General features: G+C 45.3%; 12 protein-coding genes. 4 read left to right on the forward strand and 8 right to left on the reverse strand.

The window, feature by feature from the left end:
• Positions 1 to 39: 39 nt before the first annotated feature.
• Together ACXACM_RS05330 and ACXACM_RS05335 are read right to left on the reverse strand one after the other, a co-directional pair.
• The gene (locus ACXACM_RS05330; protein WP_474820298.1) at positions 40 to 2451 is read right to left on the reverse strand and encodes a beta-L-arabinofuranosidase domain-containing protein; all 2412 of its coding nucleotides are present in this window, start codon (positions 2449 to 2451) and stop codon (positions 40 to 42) included.
• A gap of 563 nt (positions 2452 to 3014) precedes the next feature.
• Positions 3015 to 3779, reverse strand: a complete 765-nt coding sequence (locus ACXACM_RS05335; RefSeq protein ID WP_474820300.1) for an SDR family oxidoreductase — start codon at positions 3777 to 3779, stop codon at positions 3015 to 3017.
• A 496-nt stretch (positions 3780 to 4275) separates the two neighbouring features.
• On the opposite strand from ACXACM_RS05335, the gene ACXACM_RS05340 reads away from it, so the two are divergent.
• Complete coding sequence (locus ACXACM_RS05340) at positions 4276 to 4578, forward strand: Mpo1-like protein (protein WP_474820302.1); 303 nt, start codon at positions 4276 to 4278, stop codon at positions 4576 to 4578.
• Between the two features lie 26 nt (positions 4579 to 4604).
• On the opposite strand, the gene ACXACM_RS05345 is transcribed toward ACXACM_RS05340, so the two are convergent.
• Positions 4605 to 5501, reverse strand: a complete 897-nt coding sequence (locus tag ACXACM_RS05345) for a bile acid:sodium symporter family protein (protein ID WP_474820303.1) — start codon at positions 5499 to 5501, stop codon at positions 4605 to 4607.
• Between the two features lie 147 nt (positions 5502 to 5648).
• Positions 5649 to 7130 carry a serine hydrolase domain-containing protein gene (locus ACXACM_RS05350; protein ID WP_474820304.1) on the reverse strand — a complete coding sequence of 494 codons (1482 nt, stop codon included), beginning with the start codon at positions 7128 to 7130 and terminating at the stop codon, positions 5649 to 5651.
• Between the two features lie 244 nt (positions 7131 to 7374).
• Here ACXACM_RS05350 and ACXACM_RS05355 point away from each other — a divergent pair, with 244 nt between their 5' ends.
• Together ACXACM_RS05355 and ACXACM_RS05360 are read left to right on the forward strand one after the other, a co-directional pair.
• Positions 7375 to 9066, forward strand: coding sequence for a sensor histidine kinase (locus ACXACM_RS05355; RefSeq protein WP_474820306.1), 1692 nt, complete (start codon positions 7375 to 7377; stop codon positions 9064 to 9066).
• Entirely contained in the window at positions 9051 to 9746 is a 696-nt protein-coding gene (locus ACXACM_RS05360) for a LytR/AlgR family response regulator transcription factor (RefSeq protein WP_474820307.1), read from the forward strand. Before ACXACM_RS05355 ends, ACXACM_RS05360 begins: the two co-directional genes overlap by 16 nt.
• Positions 9747 to 9798: 52 nt before the next feature.
• On the opposite strand, the gene gdhA is transcribed toward ACXACM_RS05360, so the two are convergent.
• From gdhA to ACXACM_RS05375, 3 genes are all read right to left on the reverse strand, one after another.
• Entirely contained in the window at positions 9799 to 11142 is a 1344-nt protein-coding gene (gdhA, locus tag ACXACM_RS05365) for an NADP-specific glutamate dehydrogenase (RefSeq protein ID WP_474820308.1), read from the reverse strand.
• Positions 11143 to 11444: 302 nt separating this feature from the next.
• Positions 11445 to 15095 (reverse strand): VCBS domain-containing protein, encoded by a 3651-nt coding sequence (locus ACXACM_RS05370; RefSeq protein ID WP_474820309.1) that lies wholly within the window; start codon positions 15093 to 15095, stop codon positions 11445 to 11447.
• A gap of 169 nt (positions 15096 to 15264) precedes the next feature.
• A complete protein-coding gene (locus ACXACM_RS05375) occupies positions 15265 to 18285 on the reverse strand; it encodes a TonB-dependent receptor (protein WP_474820310.1) in 3021 nt (1006 codons plus the stop codon).
• A 407-nt stretch (positions 18286 to 18692) separates the two neighbouring features.
• Here ACXACM_RS05375 and ACXACM_RS05380 point away from each other — a divergent pair, with 407 nt between their 5' ends.
• Entirely contained in the window at positions 18693 to 19739 is a 1047-nt protein-coding gene (locus ACXACM_RS05380) for a GGDEF domain-containing protein (RefSeq protein WP_474820312.1), read from the forward strand.
• Between the two features lie 43 nt (positions 19740 to 19782).
• On the opposite strand, the gene ACXACM_RS05385 is transcribed toward ACXACM_RS05380, so the two are convergent.
• Positions 19783 to 20301: an Lrp/AsnC family transcriptional regulator gene (locus ACXACM_RS05385; protein ID WP_474820314.1), complete on the reverse strand. Its 519-nt coding sequence runs from the start codon at positions 20299 to 20301 to the stop codon at positions 19783 to 19785.
• Between the last annotated feature and the right edge of the window lie 15 nt (positions 20302 to 20316).

The following is a 20316-nucleotide window of genomic DNA, read 5'->3' on the forward strand; positions in this document are numbered from 1 at the left end:
AGTTGATAGTCAGTCGGCTTTTTTCTATTCGCAATGAGCTCAGGTCATCGCGTGTTGCATATTGCTTGGCGGTGCGAGACGAATTCCATAGACAGAAGGTGCCCTGGTTTCTGGCATCGTAAACAAGGTTAGTGCGAAAGATTTCATTTGTATAAGAGTTGAAGGAATAACGAATTCCGCTTCGAAGAAGCGTCCGGGGTAATTTCCTTCGAGTTTTTGTTGCCCTATAATTTTGTTGTCTATACGAACTTCCAAATGTCCGCGAGTTGCCTCTCCCCAAAACGTGATATATACAGCCAGGGGAGCGATATGTGGTGAAAAGGTGTAGGTAAGGTAGCCATTTGGTTTTATACGCCTGCCATAATTCCCTCTGTAGGGCGTTGGTTCAGTGCGATATTCTTGTATTTTGTGAGCTTCCTCAGAGACGGGTTCCCCAACTAATACTTTGTCGATGGTACTAGCTTGTTTGACACGCTCTTCTTCAGTAAGTCTTCTACGCCGCAGAGATTCTTCCTTCCATTGTGATTGATTGAACAATGGGAAATATACCGATGTGCGATTACTTGCGAGTTCGTTGTATGGTTTTAGAGTGAGTGAATCGTTAGCGTTTGTGATGTAGTGCGTCACTGCTGGGAGGGCAGATAATTTGACCTTTTCATTATCGTTATGTACGAGCGCTGGCCATTGATATTCTGGTAATACAGGGCCTTCTTTTCCCATGTCCGCCGCCAGCAATAATGGGCCATGGTAAAAGGCGTGAAAATTGCCATTATCAGCAATGGTTTCTTTCCGAACTGGTAGATCGAGGTTAATGTTAAGCTGGTCGTTGCCACGACAGTGAAGTTCCAGCCACATGTAACCTTTATCTATTTTACTTTTCACCGGAGCGCCGTTAAACGTAGCAGAAATTTGAGAAGACCAAGCAGGGGAGCGAACTGCCATTATTACGGTTTGCTGTGGTTGATAGCAATCGAGCCCAATAGTTATATTTCCTGTGACCGGATAGTCCGTTAGCATGGTTAGCTTACCGATGCCTTGCCATGACATTTCTGCAGGGATGAAAAGATTGACATACACTTGATTGGGTTTCGCATCATCAAGCCAAAAAATCGATTCTGCATGTTTTGCATGTGATTCCATACCCGTACCGACACAACACCAGAAATCTTCATCAACTTTTGACCAAACACGTTTTGCGCCAGCCATTAATGGCGTCATGTAGGCAAACCCTCCATCCTTCGGATGTTGAGCTGCCATAATGTGGTTTAGGTGGGCGTTTTCAAAGTAATCAAAGTAAGTAGATTCAGGTGTTTTTATGAACAGTTCTCGGGTGAGTTTGAGCATGTTGTAGGTGCTGCAATGTTCACAGTTCTGATCGGTAATATAATCTGACAGCCGAGATTTTTCCCTAAACCACTCTTGGTCCCCATTGCCTCCATTCGCGTACGTGCGAGAGGAAGTAATCATTGTCCACGCCTGTTGACCGATTAAAGTTGCATTTGGATCGTTATCAATTCTGCCAATAAGGGCCGCGGAAACAAATTTTGGTATTTCGGTATTACTGTGGTGATTATTTAATATGTCGTTACCTTTCGATATCGGGACGGTCACAGCTTTATGGTTCATACGGCGTGACAATACCATTATGGTCGGCTCATTTGCAGCAACAGCGAGCCGAGCTAATGAGCCTTGAATTCCACCAAATTCACAACTTAATACTTCCTGTAACTCTTCATCAGTTAATCCTGATAAGGTGTTTTCAATAAACTTCCCAAGACCTAGTGCGATACTTAATGCCGATTCATAGCCCATGTGAATGTATACATCCAACAATCCGCTGATTTCTTTATCGAGTACATAGAATGGAGCCCAACCGCCGTTCAGTGTTCCATATTTGACGTTGATAGTGCCGCGTTTTATTTCGTGAAATAGAGGTTTCCCGTTAACGGCTAACTTTCCGCCCGTCCATCGTCCCAGAGCCGCTACATAACCATCTCCATGTTGGATCTGACACTCCATTAATTGGTCTATGATATATTCAGCTCGAGTAAGCAATTCGTGGTCTTTTAACTGGGACCATAACATTGAAATAGCGGACAGGTAGTGACCTAAGGTATGTCCGGCAAGTGCATCTGCTTCCCATCCTGGATAGTTTTCGGCCAAAGGCTCAAGGCCAGCGTTACTGCGGTATCTAGCTAGCAATCGATCCATATCTAGCTTTTTGATGTAACTGAGGTTTGTCAGGCTGGCCGTCAAAAAGGGAGAGGGCAATAGTTTGACACTTTCTAACGGCGCTGAGTAGAGACCTCCGTCAATAAGTTTTTTCGCTACCGCAGGGTTTTGTAGATAGTTATCACAGGCACTCACTAACGATAGCGTTGTTCCACCCATTGCTCCGGCTGCCAGCATTTTTAAAAATGCTCTGCGTTGTGCTAGAGAATTCTGCAGCATAACTCTTCCCTCATATTGTCCTCGTCCGGCTGTGAGTAATCGTGATAGTTACACATTTTGGATATAGCCATCGCCTGAATGGAAGTTAAAAATAGCCAATGGATGAGCTGGTATAGTCGGCTCTTGGGAATAGGTAGAGACCAATGTTGGCGTGGAACTATTAGTCAGTCCAACAGCAGCAGAACATTTAAAAAATTTCTTTCGTTTCATATCCAACCTTAAAAGCATTTGCTCACCAAAGACACTTTTATGTCGTTAGCGCCATTGGTTAACAATTCTATGATAACGATAACAATTTGAGGGTGCAATATTTTTTTACAAAAAATTAACCATGATGGGGCTCAGGAAAAATTAATTTATCACTAAAGACTATAAATATACCTTATAGCCTTTATTGGATTTGGGGGGTAACGCGGGTAGACTTTTATGGTGGTCTTTCCGCCTTGAAAATAATTCGATATGGCCTTCCACTACTGCTGATTTGTCAGAATCTCGTTGATATGAAGAAGTGGCGATAGCCAGTTTTTTACTTGTAAACCAGGCTGTTGGGCAAGCCAAATAAGTTACCTGGCCAACCATCCACCGTCTACGGCAAGAATGTGGCCGTTCACATAATCACTTGCCGGACTAGCCAGAAAAAGTGCAGCCCCAACAAGCTGATTTGGTTGGCCCCATTTTCCACATGGTATGCGTTTCTGTATTTCAGCGTTTCTTTTAGCGTTTTCCCTTAATGCCTCAGTGTTATCGGTGGCGAAATACCCGGGAGCTATCGCATTTACCTGAATATTTTTCTCCGCCCACTCGTTGGCTAATGCTTTTGTTAAGCCCGCTACAGCATGTTTACTCGAAGTATAAGCGGGAACACCTAAACCTCCGGTATAAGACAACATTGAAGCTATATTGATGATCTTTCCTTGTTGACGTTTGAGCATTTCACGTCCAAATATTTGACAAATAAGGAATGTAGCATTGAGGTTTACATCGATCACTTTTTGAAATTCCTGGATTGGATACTCTTGAGCTGGATAACGAGAGATGATACCTCCGTTATTGATAACTATATCAACATCATGTTTTTCTAGCGTAAGGTTAACCGCTGTGGCTATGTTAGTTGCATTACTTAAATCGAAAAATGTTGATGATGCCGTTCCACCATTTTTTTGGATAGCTGCTACTGTTTCATTACAACCGCCCTCTTTGGAGCTGGCGCAAATAACAAAAGCACCAGCATCGGCAAAGCCTAATGCAAGGGATTGCCCAATTCCTCGGCTAGCACCTGTGATAAATACCGTTTTACCTTCTACCGAAAACAAACCAGACGTATTCATATTTACAAACCCTTCTTTTTATCAATATGAGTTCAATTTTTTGTTAACGATATCATTTGGCGGTTGGATTGTTAATTGAATTTTTCGTTTGCATAAATCGAACATTGGGTAAACAGTAAGGGTAAGACTTCCAGGTTGGAAATTGTTCAATTAACATTCGGCTATTTCGGCCGCAGCGACAGATTTTTTATCAGATAAAGCTGCTCGAGCCATATTGGCGGTCTTGTAAGTCAGCGCTGGCGCGTAACCTTCAGATACCCAGTTGTCCCGGACCTCTTTCATCTTTGCAAAGTCATACTTATCTTGGGTAAATAGTGGCTGAAAGCATGTGCAATCAGTCGCTCCAAGCCTGAATAAGCAGGCTGTCAACGTTGTTTAACATGGTTTGAGTTTGGTGAGTGAAATATAAATTGGACAAACCTTTGGACAATGTTGTTGAACTTGTTATTCCCATATTCTAATTGTTAATATGGCGTAAACGCAACGAGGCGAATATATGAAGGCTTTTAAGTCGTTCGCAGACTTTTACCCCTATTATCTTGAAGAGCACAGCAATCAAATTTGTCGACGCTTACACTTCATAGGTTCAACCCTGGTACTGGCAATCATAGGGTACGCTATGGCGACGCAAGCGTGGACAGCGTTGTGGTTTGTTCCTCTTGCCGGCTATGGTTTCGCATGGGGCGGTCACTTTTTTTACGAGCACAATAGACCAGCGACTTTTAAGCATCCACTTTACAGTCTTATGGGTGATTGGGTGATGTACAAAGACATATTAACCGGCAAGGTTTCGATGTAATAAAGTCCCTGTCGCTGGTGGACACGTTAACGAGCTAACCAGCGACCAGTAAAAATGATGGGGATACACATCAGCATTTGTAACCCGCCGTAGAGCAACATTGCCAGCAGTGCTTGGTTTGCGACTTGCGGGGAGTAACTTCCCGATGAAAACAACGCCACGTGCATCAACAGCCCAAGATTTATATTTCTCACAGTCACTTCCATCGCGATGGCAATGATGTCCTCGCCAGGTCTTTTGTTTAGATAGCCAATCACAACAGACATCACCAACAGCGCGGCGCTGAAGCCGGCAATGATTATCACGTTGTGCATACCGAATGCCTGCAGATCGAGCCGACCTGCTCCAGCCGCACCGACAACAATTGCGGCAATGATGAACAGAGATATTCGAATTGACCAAACAGAAAGCAACGAAGCAGACGAAGGACGTTTATTCAGAATGACCATACCCACAGCCAGAGGCAACAACAGGTTGATGATGATGTCTCTGGCTATTATGCCAGTGGGCATTGTGAAATCATCAGGTAAGTCTGCCGACAAGAACAAGCCTAGAATTAGAGGTGCTGTTAACAGGCACGCGATACTGCAAATGGTAGTTAACGAAACCGAAAGTGCAGTGTTACCGCGGGCCAAGTGGGTAAATATGTTTGATGTTGTTCCGCCTGGAACGGCGGCGCAAAGTGCAAGACCTATGACAATACCCGTCGCCATATTCAAACTACCAATAAAGGCGAATACAACAAGTACAACACCGACTATTTGCGCAGTTAAACCAAGGTAAAATGAATAGGGATATTTCACTATCCTAACGAAATCAGCCACACGTAAGGTTGCGCCCATCCCCAGCATTGCCAGGGCTAATTGTGTTGCGGCGAAGTTGTATTCGTTGTTCAGATAAAAAGAAACAAACTCTTCAAACATATGAAAAATCGCCTGTTAATTTACTTATTATTTTTAATAGAGTGAAGTTATCTTATCGTCTTTACCAGCACCAGGCTCTCACTTTATCGGGGGAAGAACAGGAGTGGCGCTTAAGCGGCCACTCCTGTAAAGGGCATAACTGCAAAACTAGAGTTTCAACATGCTATAATCAGAAAGGTTTGTGCCTGCTCTGGTCCTTACCAAATAAGTGCGTTTATCATCCGGGTTAACCTTCAATGAAAGCTCACCGGCCATTTCATCAATCGTAAACTTACCGTCACCGACATAAATAAGCGCATATTTTTCGGGTCGTTGAGCCATTATCATCATGCCTGAAATGTATAGCTTTCCACCTTCTGCTGTCACAACGGCTGGCTCCTTCAAAAACGCAAAGGGTTGCTTGTATTCTCCTACCCACTGAGATATTAGCGCTTGTGGTAAAGGCGAGTTATCCGGCTCTAAAGGCAGTGATTGCGACCAGCCTAATTGCTCAATAGTCGTTTTCCTGATGGTGTCGATCACAGGCATACGCGCCCCGTTACCACCATTCCCTAAAATCACAAGCGCCCGGCCGCCTTCCATCGTCGCTCTCATCTCTCCTCCTGTGCCCGTATTTGAGCCACCATGTGAAAACCAATCCAGATTACCGTCAGCGTCACCTCTAAACCAACCGGCACTCATTCCATTTACGGTACTGAGGGTGTGAATTTGAGTGGTCATAGCCGCCACCTTAGGTGAAATTACGCGAGTGGGTTTACCCGCTAACGCCATCTGATAATCAATCAGAAAATTGGCTAAGTCTGAAGGTGTCGACCACATGCCCGAGGGCGCGATTTGTGGGCAAATAGGCAACCCGGCTTTTATGACCTGCTGATCGTCGTCATGTACCTTGGCAACATTAGTAAGAAACTCAGGGCTATTTGGTTGATACATAGTAGTGTGAGTCATGTTCAAAGGGTCAAACAGCATGGTTTGGGCGAGTTGCTGCAAAGTTTTCCGGGTTGTATCTTCGATAGCCGCTTGCACCACTACATAACCACCGCCACTGTAATCCCACTTTTTCCCCACTGGAGCTTGAACATGCACTGGCTTGTCGTAACGGGGTAAATTTTTTCCGTTTAAGGTGTCCATTAACGTAGGTATGTTGTCATCACCCTGGTAAAAATCAGCATAACCACTTTGACTTGTGCCCGCAGTGTGGGTCAATAAATCGCGGATGGTAACCGGGCGCTCTTTGGTAAAGTCATTTTCCGCTAATTTCCACCGGGTAAGATAGTGATTAACGGGCATATCCCAGTCGATAACACCTTTTTCGGCCAACATCGCTGCAATAGTCGCAGTGACCGGCTTAGACATTGAGGCTGTAGAAAAAGCGGTTTCGGCATCAATGAGCTCACCACTGTCAACACTCTTTTCGCCGGCTACATGGCGCGCCACTATTTGATAATTATCGACAATGGCTACACTCACGCCAGTGAGTTTATGTTTATTAAGCAGTTCGTGATAATTGATTCCCAACTGCTGCTCAGTGATGTGCTGCTCTGACATGGTTTTGGCGACCACGTGAGAAGGGGGCGTTAGGTTAAATAACACACTTAAAACAAGAACGGGTAAACAAGGTTTATACATATCAATCGCCTCGTGGGTAGGTAATGAGGCATCTATGTTATTGAGTTCACAGTGTGTCAGATCATATTCTGCACCAACTGCTCGATAAGCCCTACCAACTGCTCAAATAAGCTTATAGACTCTTGTTATACTTGCATTAACTCGACCTAACCTTGCCCACTGATTAATGAAAGCCAGAACCAGCACGCTCATATACTTCTTATTGTTTAGCGCAATAGCAGCTCTGGTTGTGACTGGCACAGCGATGTTTCAATCGAATAGAGCAAATGAGGTCGATGAAAACATCATATTCACAGACACTTATTATTGGTCTGAAGATCACCAACAGGATTTTAGCTCTCGCCCATCAGAACGCTCAAATTGGCAGAGCTCAACATTTCGAGGCATAGCTCACTTCGATACACCCATATGGGTTCAGATAGATTTTACCATTGATGAGCCTTCACCAAATCCCACAGGCGTCTTCGTTTCGGTAATGGGCTCATTCGATGCGTATTGGAATGGCGAGTATATTGGGAGTAACGGCAAGCCTGCACTTACCAAAGAAGACGAAGTCATAGGCGATATCGACAAGGTGCTGCTTATCAACAAAGATGCTGTCGTCATTGGGCAGAACACGTTGAGCTTATACTTGTCGAGCCATCATCATCCTTCTGAAGTCCAATATGGCGGCTTCTTTGCCTTTGTTGGTGACTACACAACCTTGATCTCCATGTCGATCAAACGCGCGTTACCATCACTGTTGATGTTAAGTGCGCTTGGATTATTGGCGGTGTATTGCTTTATGCTTTTTGCATCAGCCTGGCGTGAAGTGCAATATTTGCTGTTTGGGTTACTGTGTAGTGCCACCATGTTACTCATTATCACTGAATCGGCTCGTGGTATTTTTGGCTACACCTACGATTGGCACCTGCCACGGTTAGAGCTGGTGTTAGGACTTTCATGCTGTTTGGGTATACTGTTCGTTGCCTTTATTGCCTGCGTTGTTAAGCTTTCATCTTCGTGGAAGTTAGGTTGGTTAAGCCTGGTACTTGGCATTCAAGGATATTGGTTGCTCACATTATCTGGGTATGATGATCGCAGTCTGCTGGTCTTTGTATCCAGTGTCGGTATTTGCGGACTTATCTGCATGCAAGGCCTTGTACAAAAACGGGCACACAGCGGAAAATTGCTTTGTGCATTACTGGTGTTTATCTCGCCGGTGTTAAGTAATACTTATTCTTACATGGATACGTTTTTCTTTATCTCTTTCTCTGTTTTAAACGTATTCATTTTATATTTAACCTTAAATTCAATTCGTACGGAGCGACAAGCGCTACTGCAAAGCCAGCTAAATGCCAGTCGCATGGAACTGGAATTGTTAAAGCGAAACCTGCAACCCCACTTTATTATGAATACGCTTACTGCCATTGAAGAGTGGATTGAAGAGAACCCCAAAACAGCCGTCAATTTTATTCAAGCCCTCGCCAATGAATTTCGATTACTCACCAAGCTTTCACAGCAGCCACTCATTGCTCTTGAAAATGAGATTGCGCTATGCCAAAGCCATCTTACTATTATGGGTTATAGAGCCTGCGTCGACTTTCAGTTAAGCCAGCAGATAAGCAAACCACAAGCATTGTTACCCCCAGGTATTTTGCTTACCGTGTTAGAGAACGCCATTTCACACAACCGCTATCGCGAGGGCGCATTTGGATTCCATCTGACCCAGAGCATAAGAGGCGACAAGCACATATTGATGATGCAAATACCCTTATCTCCTTATCAAGGCGCAAGTGGGTTACAAACCGGTATTGGCAATAAATACATTCAGTCTCGATTTAAAGAGATTTTTAACCATGATTGGGATATGCAAGAGAGCCGGAGCACAGAGGCAATAACGGTGACGCTTTCGTTTCCAATGATTGAAAAAGGTGCCACATGCAACATTGGGTAATTGTGGAAGATGAGGTAATGGTAGCAAAGCGCCTGATGCGTTTTATTCAACAAATTACCGCAGATACGCCCACCAGACTTCATCACTTTCACAGTGTTGACGACGCCAGGGATCACCTGGTTAACCATACTGTGGATCTACTGTTTTTAGATCTTAATTTAGGTGGGCTAGACGGCTTTGAGTTATTAAAAAATCAATTAACGCAAAGCTTTCATACCATTGTGGTATCAGCTAATACCGATAGAGCCATAGAAGCGTTTGAACTGGGTATACTCGATTTTGTTGCCAAACCTTTCACCCTGGAAAGAGTGGCAACGGCAATTGCCCGCGCAGAACAAAAAACGTCTCAACAGGGATGTCGGTTTTTAACCTATCGCAAGCATGGTGTAATAGAATTATTGCCTATTGAAGATATTGCTTTCATTAAAGCCGCCGGTCACTACAGTGAAATAATCACCCATGATAACCGTGCTTTGCTCCACGACAAGAACATTGAAAAGCTGAATCAACTGCTCCCAAAGGACTTCTTTCGCGTCCATCGCTCTTACTTAGTACCGCTGCAAAACTGTGAAAAAATCAGTACCGATGTTGGTAGTAAATACTGGTTGTGGTTAAAAAATGGCGAACAACTTCCCGTCGGCAGAACACGAGTAAAAGCCCTGAAAGCCGAGCTTATTTAACCAGTCAAGGCCCTGAGCTTACGCACATTGTCCGACGTGGCACTGAGCGGTGCTAAACACCTTGAGCGACCATAGCGTCGGCAAGACGCCTAAAACCAGCAATGTTTGCTCCTTTCATATAATTAATGTAGCCACTGTCAGTTTTACCCTCAATGACACACCGCTGATGTATGCTGTCCATGATGGAATAGAGTTGTTCATCCAGCGCACTGGCGTCACGCTGATTAAACATGGCATTTTGACTCATTTCTAACCCTGACAACGCAACACCGCCAGCATTGGACGCTTTACCAGGTACATAAGTTATCCTGGCCTGTAAAAAGTGTGATTGTGCTTTATTGGTGCAAGGCATATTGGCGCCCTCTAACACCGTGTCACAGCCATTTTCCAGTAATGCTTTGGCATCGCTTTCACGCAACTCGTTTTGCGTTGCGCATGGCAGCGCAATATCACAAGGTAAATGCCAGGGGGTTTTGTCCGCAAGCCAGGTACCGTAGTGCTTGTCGGCCATATCAGTGAGGATGTTGTCACTTGCTGCGTAATGTTCAATTGCCCAGTTAAGCACAGTGTCAGTTAAACCTTCTTTGCAATAAAGAAGCCCTCGGCTATTAGAAAGCGAAATAACTTTGCCGCCTTTCTCTGCTGCTTTAAGGGCGGCATGAAGTGCAACATTTCCAGCGCCTGAGACGGCGATAGTTTTGCTGTCTATTTGCGTTCCTTTGTGTTTGCAAACTGCGTCTAAAAAGTAGACGAGGCCAAAGCCAGTTGCCTCAGTACGCACATAGCTACCACCAAATTCTAAGCCCTTACCGGTTAAAACACCTTCGAATTTATTGTTGAGTCTGCGGTATTCTCCATAGAGGTAGCCAATTTCTCTCGCGCCCACATTGATGTCACCTGCCGGAACGTCAGTGTTTGCGCCTATGTGGCGCTGTAACTCTCGCATGAACGCTTGACAGAACAACATGATGTCACGGTTTGAACGCCCTTTAGGGTTGAAGTCAGAACCACCTTTACCTCCTCCCATCGGCAGACCGGTGAGGGCATTTTTAAAGCACTGTTCAAAGGCCAAAAACTTCAGAACCGACAAATTAACCGTGGGGTGGAAACGCAAGCCGCCCTTGTAGGGGCCCATGGAAGAATTGTGTTGTACTCGCCAACCTTGGTTAACTTCAATATCACCATTGCCATTCATCCATGACACAGTAAAGTAAATAACGCGTTCTGGCAGGCAAATCCGTCTTACGATATCAAACGCTTTATAGTCTTTGTTCGCATTGTAAATTGGAATGATATCTTCGAGAACTTCATGAACTGCTTGCAGGTACTCAGTTTCGTCGGAAAACTTGTCGTTGAGAAACCCATAGATTTCATCAAAATTACTTACTTGCGCCATGTGGTTTTTAATCCTTGTTGGAAAGCTGTATCGCTGCGGTAAGTGCATTTAAAAGAAGGTTGCCTGGAGGTTTATACTTCTTCGTGGTTGCTTTCGTTTAATTTGTGTTAGTGATTCGAACGAACACCAGTTCGAAAACCCATAGCTGAGGACGTTATTTGTGGCTTAAAAGCGGTTTGCGAAATAATGAAAACACGTAGAACCGTAGATAGATTTTAAAAACGACAAACCCCTCCTAAATGAGAGGGGTTTGTTATTTAAAAGAGGCGGATTCCCGCCTTCCTTTGGTATTGATAATTAGCTTATTCTACGCCTACCACAGCTTCAGACGTGGAGGAGTTGTAGAGTGACGCTGCGTTATCCGTGTCTAATGAATCACCTTCAAGGAATCCTTCAAAATCATCCATAAAGACTTGCGTTGTACCATCGGTGTCCGAGTAGATGGTAAAGTTGTCAACCGATACCACACCCGTATCAGGTCTTGTACCGCTGTTATCGCCAAAGCGCACTGCAACGTGTGTCACGCCACCTACGGAATTGTTATCTGGTGTAAATCCGTCGGTGGTCATTCTCACACCATCAACTTCAACAGTTACCAGAGGGTTTACTTCCAGGTTGCCTTCCGGGTATTCCCATGTCACGACTACATTCATAAACTGGTCGAGTACCACAGTAGGTGCAGATGTATCTACATCGCTTGGGCTTCGAACACCAAAGCTATCATCTCTGATACGCAGATCCAAAATAGCGCCGTCGTTGTTTGTTGCTGAGTTAAACAGTGTGATAAACGCATCACCGTCACCCAAATCATCGTCAAGACGTTTAATTGCCACTTCAAAGCGACCTTGGGCTAACGGGCCATCATCACCCAGCGCATATCTCAGCTCTCCTGTATCAGAGGCATCTGTGTCGCGGATTTCAGCAAACTTGTTGCCTTCTGTTCCCGGGCCGCCGTCTTCACCAATGGTTTCTACCGTTGCTTCGGAAGTACTGGAATTGTACTCAGAAGCTGGGTTGTCTGTATCCAGTGAATCGCCATCAAGATAGGATTCAAAGTCATCAGAGAAGACTTCAGTTGTGCCATCGGTGTCTGAGTAAATAACCAGGTCATCAATGGTAAAGGTGCCAGTGTCAGCTCTTACACCACTATTGTCACCAAATCTGAAGGCCACATGAGTAACACCGCCCGTTGAATTGTTATCTGGAGTGAAGCCTTCAGCAGTGAAGCTAACACCGTCAATTTCAACAGTCACCAGAGGTGTCGTTTCAAGGTTACCTTCCGGGTATTCCCAGGTGATAACAACATCCATGAACTGATCTAATATTACGGTCGCTGCAGAGGTATCCACGTCACCAGGGCTGCGTACACCGAAGCTATTATCTCTGATGCGTAAGTCTAGAATGGCACCATCGTTGTTGGTTGCAGAGTTGAACAGCGTGATGAAGGCATCGCCGTCACCGAAATCATCATCCAGGCGCATAACTGAAGCGGTTACTCTACCAGCTGCAAGCGGGCCGTCATCACCCAGAGCGTAGCGCAACTCGCCGGTGTCACTGGCGTCGGTGTCTCTGATAACTGCTACCTTGTTGGCACCGCCTGTGTCACCACCTACACCTGATATGGTAATTTCAACCTCGGCAGTGGTGCCATCAACAGAGGATATTGTGATGGTATCTGTCACGCGATCGCCACTTACAAGCGCTGCGATGGTGGGGTTGGCCGTATCTAAAGTGTAAGTCCATGAGCCGTCTTCCATGATGGTAAACATACCATAGGTGCTAACGGTGGATGCAGGAACGATGAATGCTTCGCCGGCATCTGGGTCAAGTACGCTTACCACACCCGTTGCCGGGTCAACAGCATCACTTGTTGTAGCGCCTTTTAAGTCAAAGAAGACCGCTGGGGTTGGTTCAGCTTCACCGTCTCCAACATCAAATACCACAACCTCAGAGTATATTGCCAGGCTGTATTGGCTGGTGTCACCATCCAGCGTTTCACCAACAGCGTAACCTTCGAAGTCATCTTCAAATACTGCTGTCGTGCCGTCGGTATCTGAATACACGGCAATGTTATCAACATAGAATGAGCCGAATGGAATGGTTCTGTCATTGTCACCAAATCTGAATTGTACGGTTTTAACACCATCGACAAACCATTGATCTAAATCGGTAAAGTCGGAATCAACCACCGCTGCCGTTGAGAACGAACCACCACCGATAACTTCACCGTTAATACTCACGGTCAGTTGCTCGGCATTGTCCATGTTCCAGGTAATTTCTACGTCGTAAAACTGCTCTTCAACAAACGGCGCTGTGACAATAGAACCCGGATACGCATCGCTATCAGTGTTACGTACCAAGAAGCGAGGCTCAATAGGTAGGCCGTCGCTATCGGTCTGATTACCCTGAATTCGCAAGTCGATAAGTGACTCACTTGAACTGCCTGAGCTACCGTACAGAGTAATATAGGCATCTTTAATGTTACCATCGCTACCAAGAGCTTCTTCTTTCGAGAAAGACGCTGTTAGCTTACCCTGGCGCAGGTTGCCGACGCTGAACCTGATTTCACCGGTGTCGCTGCCTGTGTCTGAAAGTTTAACGACCTGAGTTAATGCTGCTACACGAATGGAAATCTCAGCCGTGGTGCCATCAACAGATTCAATGGTAACGTAGTCACGTACTGAATTACCCACTTCCAGGTTGGCCACGGTTTCATTCGCAACGTCAACGGTGTACGACCACTCGCCATTTTCTGTGATACTAAAAGTACCATAGTCCAGAGCAACGTCAGTTTGCGCAATAACGGCGTCTTCCAAGAAATTAGGATCGTCAATCGTTACCATGCCGGTAAGTGGGTCTATTGCCGTATTTTCAACAGTACCTTCCAACGTTCCTCCGATAATGGCGGCGACCGGCGTGTTGTTGTAGCCAATGGCTGCGCCAACAAGGTCGAGTACTGATGAATCCACATCTCCAGCAACAGCAGAGGTAGTCTGCAAACTGATTTGCGCCGCTTCCAGCGCATCAAGGTAGTCATCTGAGAATGACCCATCAGCTAAATCAGTGGCGAGTTCAGCCAGTAATGCAGTCATATCATTGTCTGCATCGTTGGCATCCAGAGAAGATAAGAGTGCAAGTACGGAACCATATCTGTCGGCATTTTCAGCGCCATCTGCACCTAATGGTGTAACACCAACAGCAGTGGGTGACACCTCAGTGGCGTCAAAACGAATACCAAACCGCAGGTTGTAAGCTGCCGCGACATCAGCAAAAGTATTTAAGTCTGACTCTGCACCTTGCACGGCCATTTCAGTTAACGGCGATACGACATAGGAGGGGGCTGGCGTGTCTTCATCGCCTTCCACAACGTTAAGTACTGAACGCATCGCTGGTGCGTCTAACGTGTTGCCTGTGGCTTCGTCAACGTAGGTTCCACCTGTACAGGATACCAGGCCGTTTCCTTCAAAGTGCACGTCTGTAAAGGTAACACTTCCGGCCTCGTCTGTTGTTGACGATGCCTGAGCTGGTGTTACTGCTGCGCCGGTGTCGTCCACGGCAAAGATTTCACAACTTGCACCGCTAACAGGGCCTTTAACGACACTGGCCGTCACATTGAGCGTCGGATTAACCGTTGAAGTTGAAGCACCAACACCTTCAGTGAAGCCCGCTTCATCGGTATAGTTTGCTGATACAGAAATTACCGAGCCTTCGTCAGCCTCGGTAATGGTATATGATGAGCCAGTAGCGCCAGTGGACCATGCGTACGTAAGCGTATCTGCAATAATGCCATCGGGGTCGCTTGCCGTTGCGGTGAGTGTCGTGCCGGCAATAAACTCGCCTCCTGAAATGGTAATACTGCCGCGACTATTGCTGTCTAACTCTGCATCATCACTGCCTGAACAACCCGCTAAGGCTGTTGCGGCTATGACGGGTACAAATAACTTTTTAACCATGCTTTCTACTCCTGAAAGTTTAGTTCCCAAGTGTTGCTCTATCTTTTACGCGGGGTGGCAAATACGCTCACCTGGCACACTTGAGTGGATATGCCAAAAGGGCTGTTGTAACTTTTGACATACCCATGATGTTTAAATTTTTTGTTTTAAATCTTGTCGAATCACATCATTAATATTTAAAGCTAATACCGGCGAACAAACGCGGGCCGTAATCGCTAACCTGGCCGGTGTTGCCAAGTACATAGAAATCATCTGAGCGAGGTTCGCTAAACAGGTTGATGGCTTCCACTTTTACGCGAACGTGTTTGTTGATTTTGTAAGATGCGCGGGCTTCCCATACACCTACATCGTTAACAAAACGAAGTCGTGTGCCATTGCTAACATAAGGTTGGAAGTATTCGCTACGGTATTTGTAGATAAGCGCAGTATCAAAATCACCAACCTGGTAATACACCTGACCACTAAATACGTGCTCGGAAAATCCAGGTACAGAACCAGGAGGCACGATGCCTTCTGTAAGCTGAGTGGTAACGCCGTCCAGGTCTGTCTCAAATGTGGTACCATAATTACTGTCTTCGAACTCGAAGTCAGTGTCTGCGTAGTTATAGCCGAGCTTCACGCCAATACCACTTTCCCAGCGGTAGGCAACAGAAACTTCGATACCAGTCAGGCTGCTTGAATCGTCGGTGGTCACTGAATTGGTGATGGGTAGCGCGATGTCTTCACCATTAACAACGAAGTTTTCCAATTGCGTTTGCTGTTGGAAGCCACCATTAAATTGCTTGTGGTACAAACCAAATGCAAAGATAGAGTCTTCGTTTGGATACCATTCAATGGCCACATCGTAGTTCCACGACATAAGCGGCTGAAGGTCAGGGTTACCTGAGCCATTAACGCCAACTAAAAGGTCGCTGATGGTGGTCGGGTCTGCGCCCAAGTCTTCAATAAAGTCACGGCTATAACCCATATCCGATGGGTCAGCGCGTGACATACCGCGATACATGCCAACTCGCAACAAGATGTCATCGGTGTAGTCTACAACCAGGTTGAAACTCGGTAGTACTTCAGTGTAGTCACCGCCACCGACAACACGTTCGATGTCATCCGGGCTTCTGGTGAGCTGGAATATGCCATTTTCATCAGCGGTAATTTCGACAGCTTGTCTAAAGCCGACAGAGGTAACCTCAGTATCTACGACGCGAACGCCGAAATTACCACGAATAAATTTACCGAACATTTCAGTGTCATAACTTGCCATAAGGTAGGCAGCAGTGGTTTTTTCTGTCACGTCTACTGTACCGGAATTCTCGTACTCGACATCAGGGTAACCGAACTCTGCACCGGTGGATAAAGCTACTGCCTTGGAGAAGCAAACATTGTCATAAGTTGCCCACGAAGACCCTGTGCCACTGCTTACCACGTTACCTGCACTGTCAACATGGGTAATGAGGTCGCCATCAGAGACATTTGATAGAAAATCAGATTCCGGGAAATCAATTTGGCAACTTTCAAGTACATCGATAGCAGATGTCACACTTTCATCTAAATTGTACTCGTTTCTTGAGCCGTTTCCGTTGGTACCACCGAACTGCACAAAAGTGAGCTCAGAACGTCTGACGCCACCCTGAATGCTGCTAAAGGTATCTCCACCTAAGAAGTATTCAAAATCCAGCCTAGCACCCATGATTTCATTTTCCCGCACATTTTCGTGGTCTAAGCGAGTACGTAAGCTGTCAGTAAAATTGGATATATCCGTTACATCAAAATCGGTGACTGTCAGGTTGGGGATATATTCACCCATGTCCCAGGAGAAAAACGGGCGACCGCTGGTGCGACCACGGTTGGATATTTGTAATTCTTCCCTTTTGGTTTGAGAGTAGCTGAAATCGGCCTCTATAACCAAATCATCACTAAAGGAATGCTGGATGTTTAACCCGTAACCGCGATAGTTTTCTTCACGAGAGAACTGCTCACCGGCTGACTCAAAACGCTCTTCACCTTCCCAATGCAGAATGCCGCCCACTGAATTGGTAATTAAATTTTCACCGGTTACGCCTGGAGTAACGCGCTTTTGCAAAAAGAGTAAATCGTGACGGGCTTCCGACTGGACACGATCAGAGATTTGGGCGTCGAAGTTGATGTCCCAGCTATCTGAGGGTCTGAACTGCAAGCCAATGAATAGCGCATCCCGTTCGTCAGATGTTTCGTTTTGACGGAAGCTTCGGCTGGAGCCCGTCCAGGCGTAAGGTGTTCCAGCTTCAGTACCCGAGTTTATATCTGTTTGATAACCCTGATTGTTACTTCCGGCCACTTGATCTTCACAATCCCCAGCAGAACTACGGAAAAAACCTTCATTGGAATTGGTTGGATCATTCAAACAAGCCCAAAGAGAAGAGCCAGTTGGACTGGAGCTACGGTATTCCGCTTCCGGTTGACTAATATCCTGCTTTTGAATACCAATTGATAAGCCGAGTTCTTGACCACTATTGAATTCGAATTGGTCAACGTAGCTGACTGTGCCCCGATAGCCTAGGTCACTATGTAGTGAATTATCAACATTGAATTCGTCTGGGTTGGCGTTTAACTTAAATTCAGTCTGAAAACGTTGCTTACCAAAATCCAGAGGTTTCAACGTTTCTAAGGTGATAACACCAGCCACACCACCTTCAATCATCGAGGCATCCTGGGTTTTGTAAATACCCACTTTTTTCATCAACTCGGAAGGAAACTGAGAGAAGTTAACTGAGCGGTCACCACTGCCGTTAGTTGCTTCCCGGCCATTGATATGGGTTGCACTCAAAAATGGGCCCAAACCACGGATGGTAATTTCAGTCGCACCGCCGTTTTCACGGTGAGAAGAGGCGCCGGTGATAGATTCCAGTGCTTCACCAATCGACAGTGCAGGAAGGTCGCCAATGTCTTCAGCAGATAAGCCGTCAAGAACGGTTGTAGATTCACGCTTGATGGCAATTTGATCCTGAATCGTTCTTCGCGTACCCACAACGTCGATAACCTCAACGTTATCATCTGCAGTTGCTTGATCTTCTGCTTCTTGTGCTGTTGCAGAAAAAGCAATAGAACTGGCAACTGAAGCGAAAGCCGCAAATTTTACCAATTTGGCAACGGGTGAAAGTCTGAAATGTTCTTTCTGATGGCTATAGTCCTTGTGTTTCCCTGATATCACCGACATATCATGTTCTCCGATGTTAATAGTGCAAGCAAAAATGACATTGCTGTTATTTAGTTGTTATTTAATTGTTGCGGATAATATAAACAAACTTTACCAGATAAACAACCAATTATTGGTCTTTGATTTACCAATTTTTTTTACCAATGATTTGAAGGTGTATCGCCATTCAGTTCTGTTCTTAAAAGTATTGGTTAGATGCTCTTTGTGCGCCTATTCGAACAATGCAAAATGATCTTATGTTTTAAACCTCCAGTCATAACAACACCATCGTGTTCTGACGTCTGTTGTTGAAACTTGCTGTTGATAGGCTTGGATACTGTTAAGTTTTTACTATGAACGTGCTGGTTCATAGACGCAGCAATCAGACTCATTTACAATCAGCGCAGTTTTTTATGTTGGTTAAGTAAATGAAAATCTGGCGATTTTGGTATAAAGAGTTTCCTCAGTTTTCAAATTCTCATCGCGATTACTGGCGGGTAGTAATGGTTTTCCATTGTTTGCTTATTGCCAGTGCAGTGCCCTTTATTCTTTGTCTGATTAACGCGATAGTTTTTCATAGTTACGATTTGGCTATGCTGGATGCTGCTGTAAGTGCGGTTAGTCTTGCCGCTTATGCATGGTTTCGTCGTACTGGCAATGTGGTGGTGGCCTCTGCATCCCTTGCTTTTTTAATCACTTTTGCTGTCTGCCTGTTTCTGTATCTAACCAAAGGATATGCTAATTCGGTGGTGTGGCTATTGGTTATTCCACCTATTACTTTTTTTCTCGTGGGACGAAAGCTGGGTACCGTGTATTCGGGTTTAGCATTCATATTCTGTGCATATGTTGTTTATCAACAGGTAGGGCAGGACTTTCCTAAGCCTCAAGGGCTGGGGGCTTTTCTTAACGTAGTGGAAGCCAGTATCGTTGTGATTTTGTTATTTCGGTTCTATGAAAAAACGCGTTCACAAGCTTATTCTCAGCTGCAGGAGAGAAATGCGCTGGTAACACAATTGGCGCAAACAGATCGTCTCACTGGTCTGTATAACCGGGACAAGTTCGATCGCGAACTCAAAAAGTATCAACATTCAGCCGTTTGTCTGGTGCTTATAGATGTGGATCATTTTAAAAAGATTAATGACACTCATGGGCATATGAAAGGTGATGAAGTGCTACAGAGTCTCGCTGAGAAATTAAGGGAACACCTGAGAGCTTGTGACGTAGTTGCCCGGTGGGGTGGGGAGGAATTCGCTATTTTGTTGCCGGAAACCACTAAAGAAAATGCGCTAATTTTAGCTGAGCGCATTCGGGAAACTGTGTGCCAGAGTTATACTGCTGGCCTGCCGATTAGTGTGAGCGTCGGGTTAGCCACGCCGGCTTCGTTATCTCAAGACCCAGAGCAATTACTCAAGCAAGCTGACAAAGCGTTGTACCGGGCAAAAACCAACGGCCGCAACTGTGTTGTTGCGGCATAACTTCGAAACAAAGCAATAGTCCATGTTCGAGCCTGTTAAACTCTTAACGTATTTCATCGAAATTCGCTTCATCGAGCCACTTTAATTGTGCCAGAGGATAACCCAGAAAGAACTTCGTACGCTCCAGTACAATTCGACTTTGAATGCGCTTAATACACAAGCTATCTATTGCGCTTAATTCGTCACATTTTTTATTTAGCATGGCAATATTGGCGAAACAACTAAATGAGATGTAGTCCGCTTCGCCACTTACCGCCATGCAATCCATAAATTCCGGAATTTTATCAATTGCTTTAGTAAATTCCCGTTTTGTTCTTGCGTTGTTGTTTTCGAGAGTGAATTCGACATAGGCAAAAACGTGCTCGCACATGGCCTCAATGTTTACATCGGCGTGAAACGTACGAAAATAACCAGCCTCTTTGAGTATCTTGACTCTTTGAAAACAGGCGCTTGGCGATAAGTTTACCCGATTAGCGAGCTCTACATTGGTAAGATCTGCCTGCAGATGAAGGGTGGCGAGTATATTTCGGTTATAGCTGTCGAGTCGAATCACTTTTTTCATAAGGAGGAGTATCTT

The sequence above is a fragment of the Alteromonas sp. AWQ4_252 genome, from assembly GCF_056158205.1.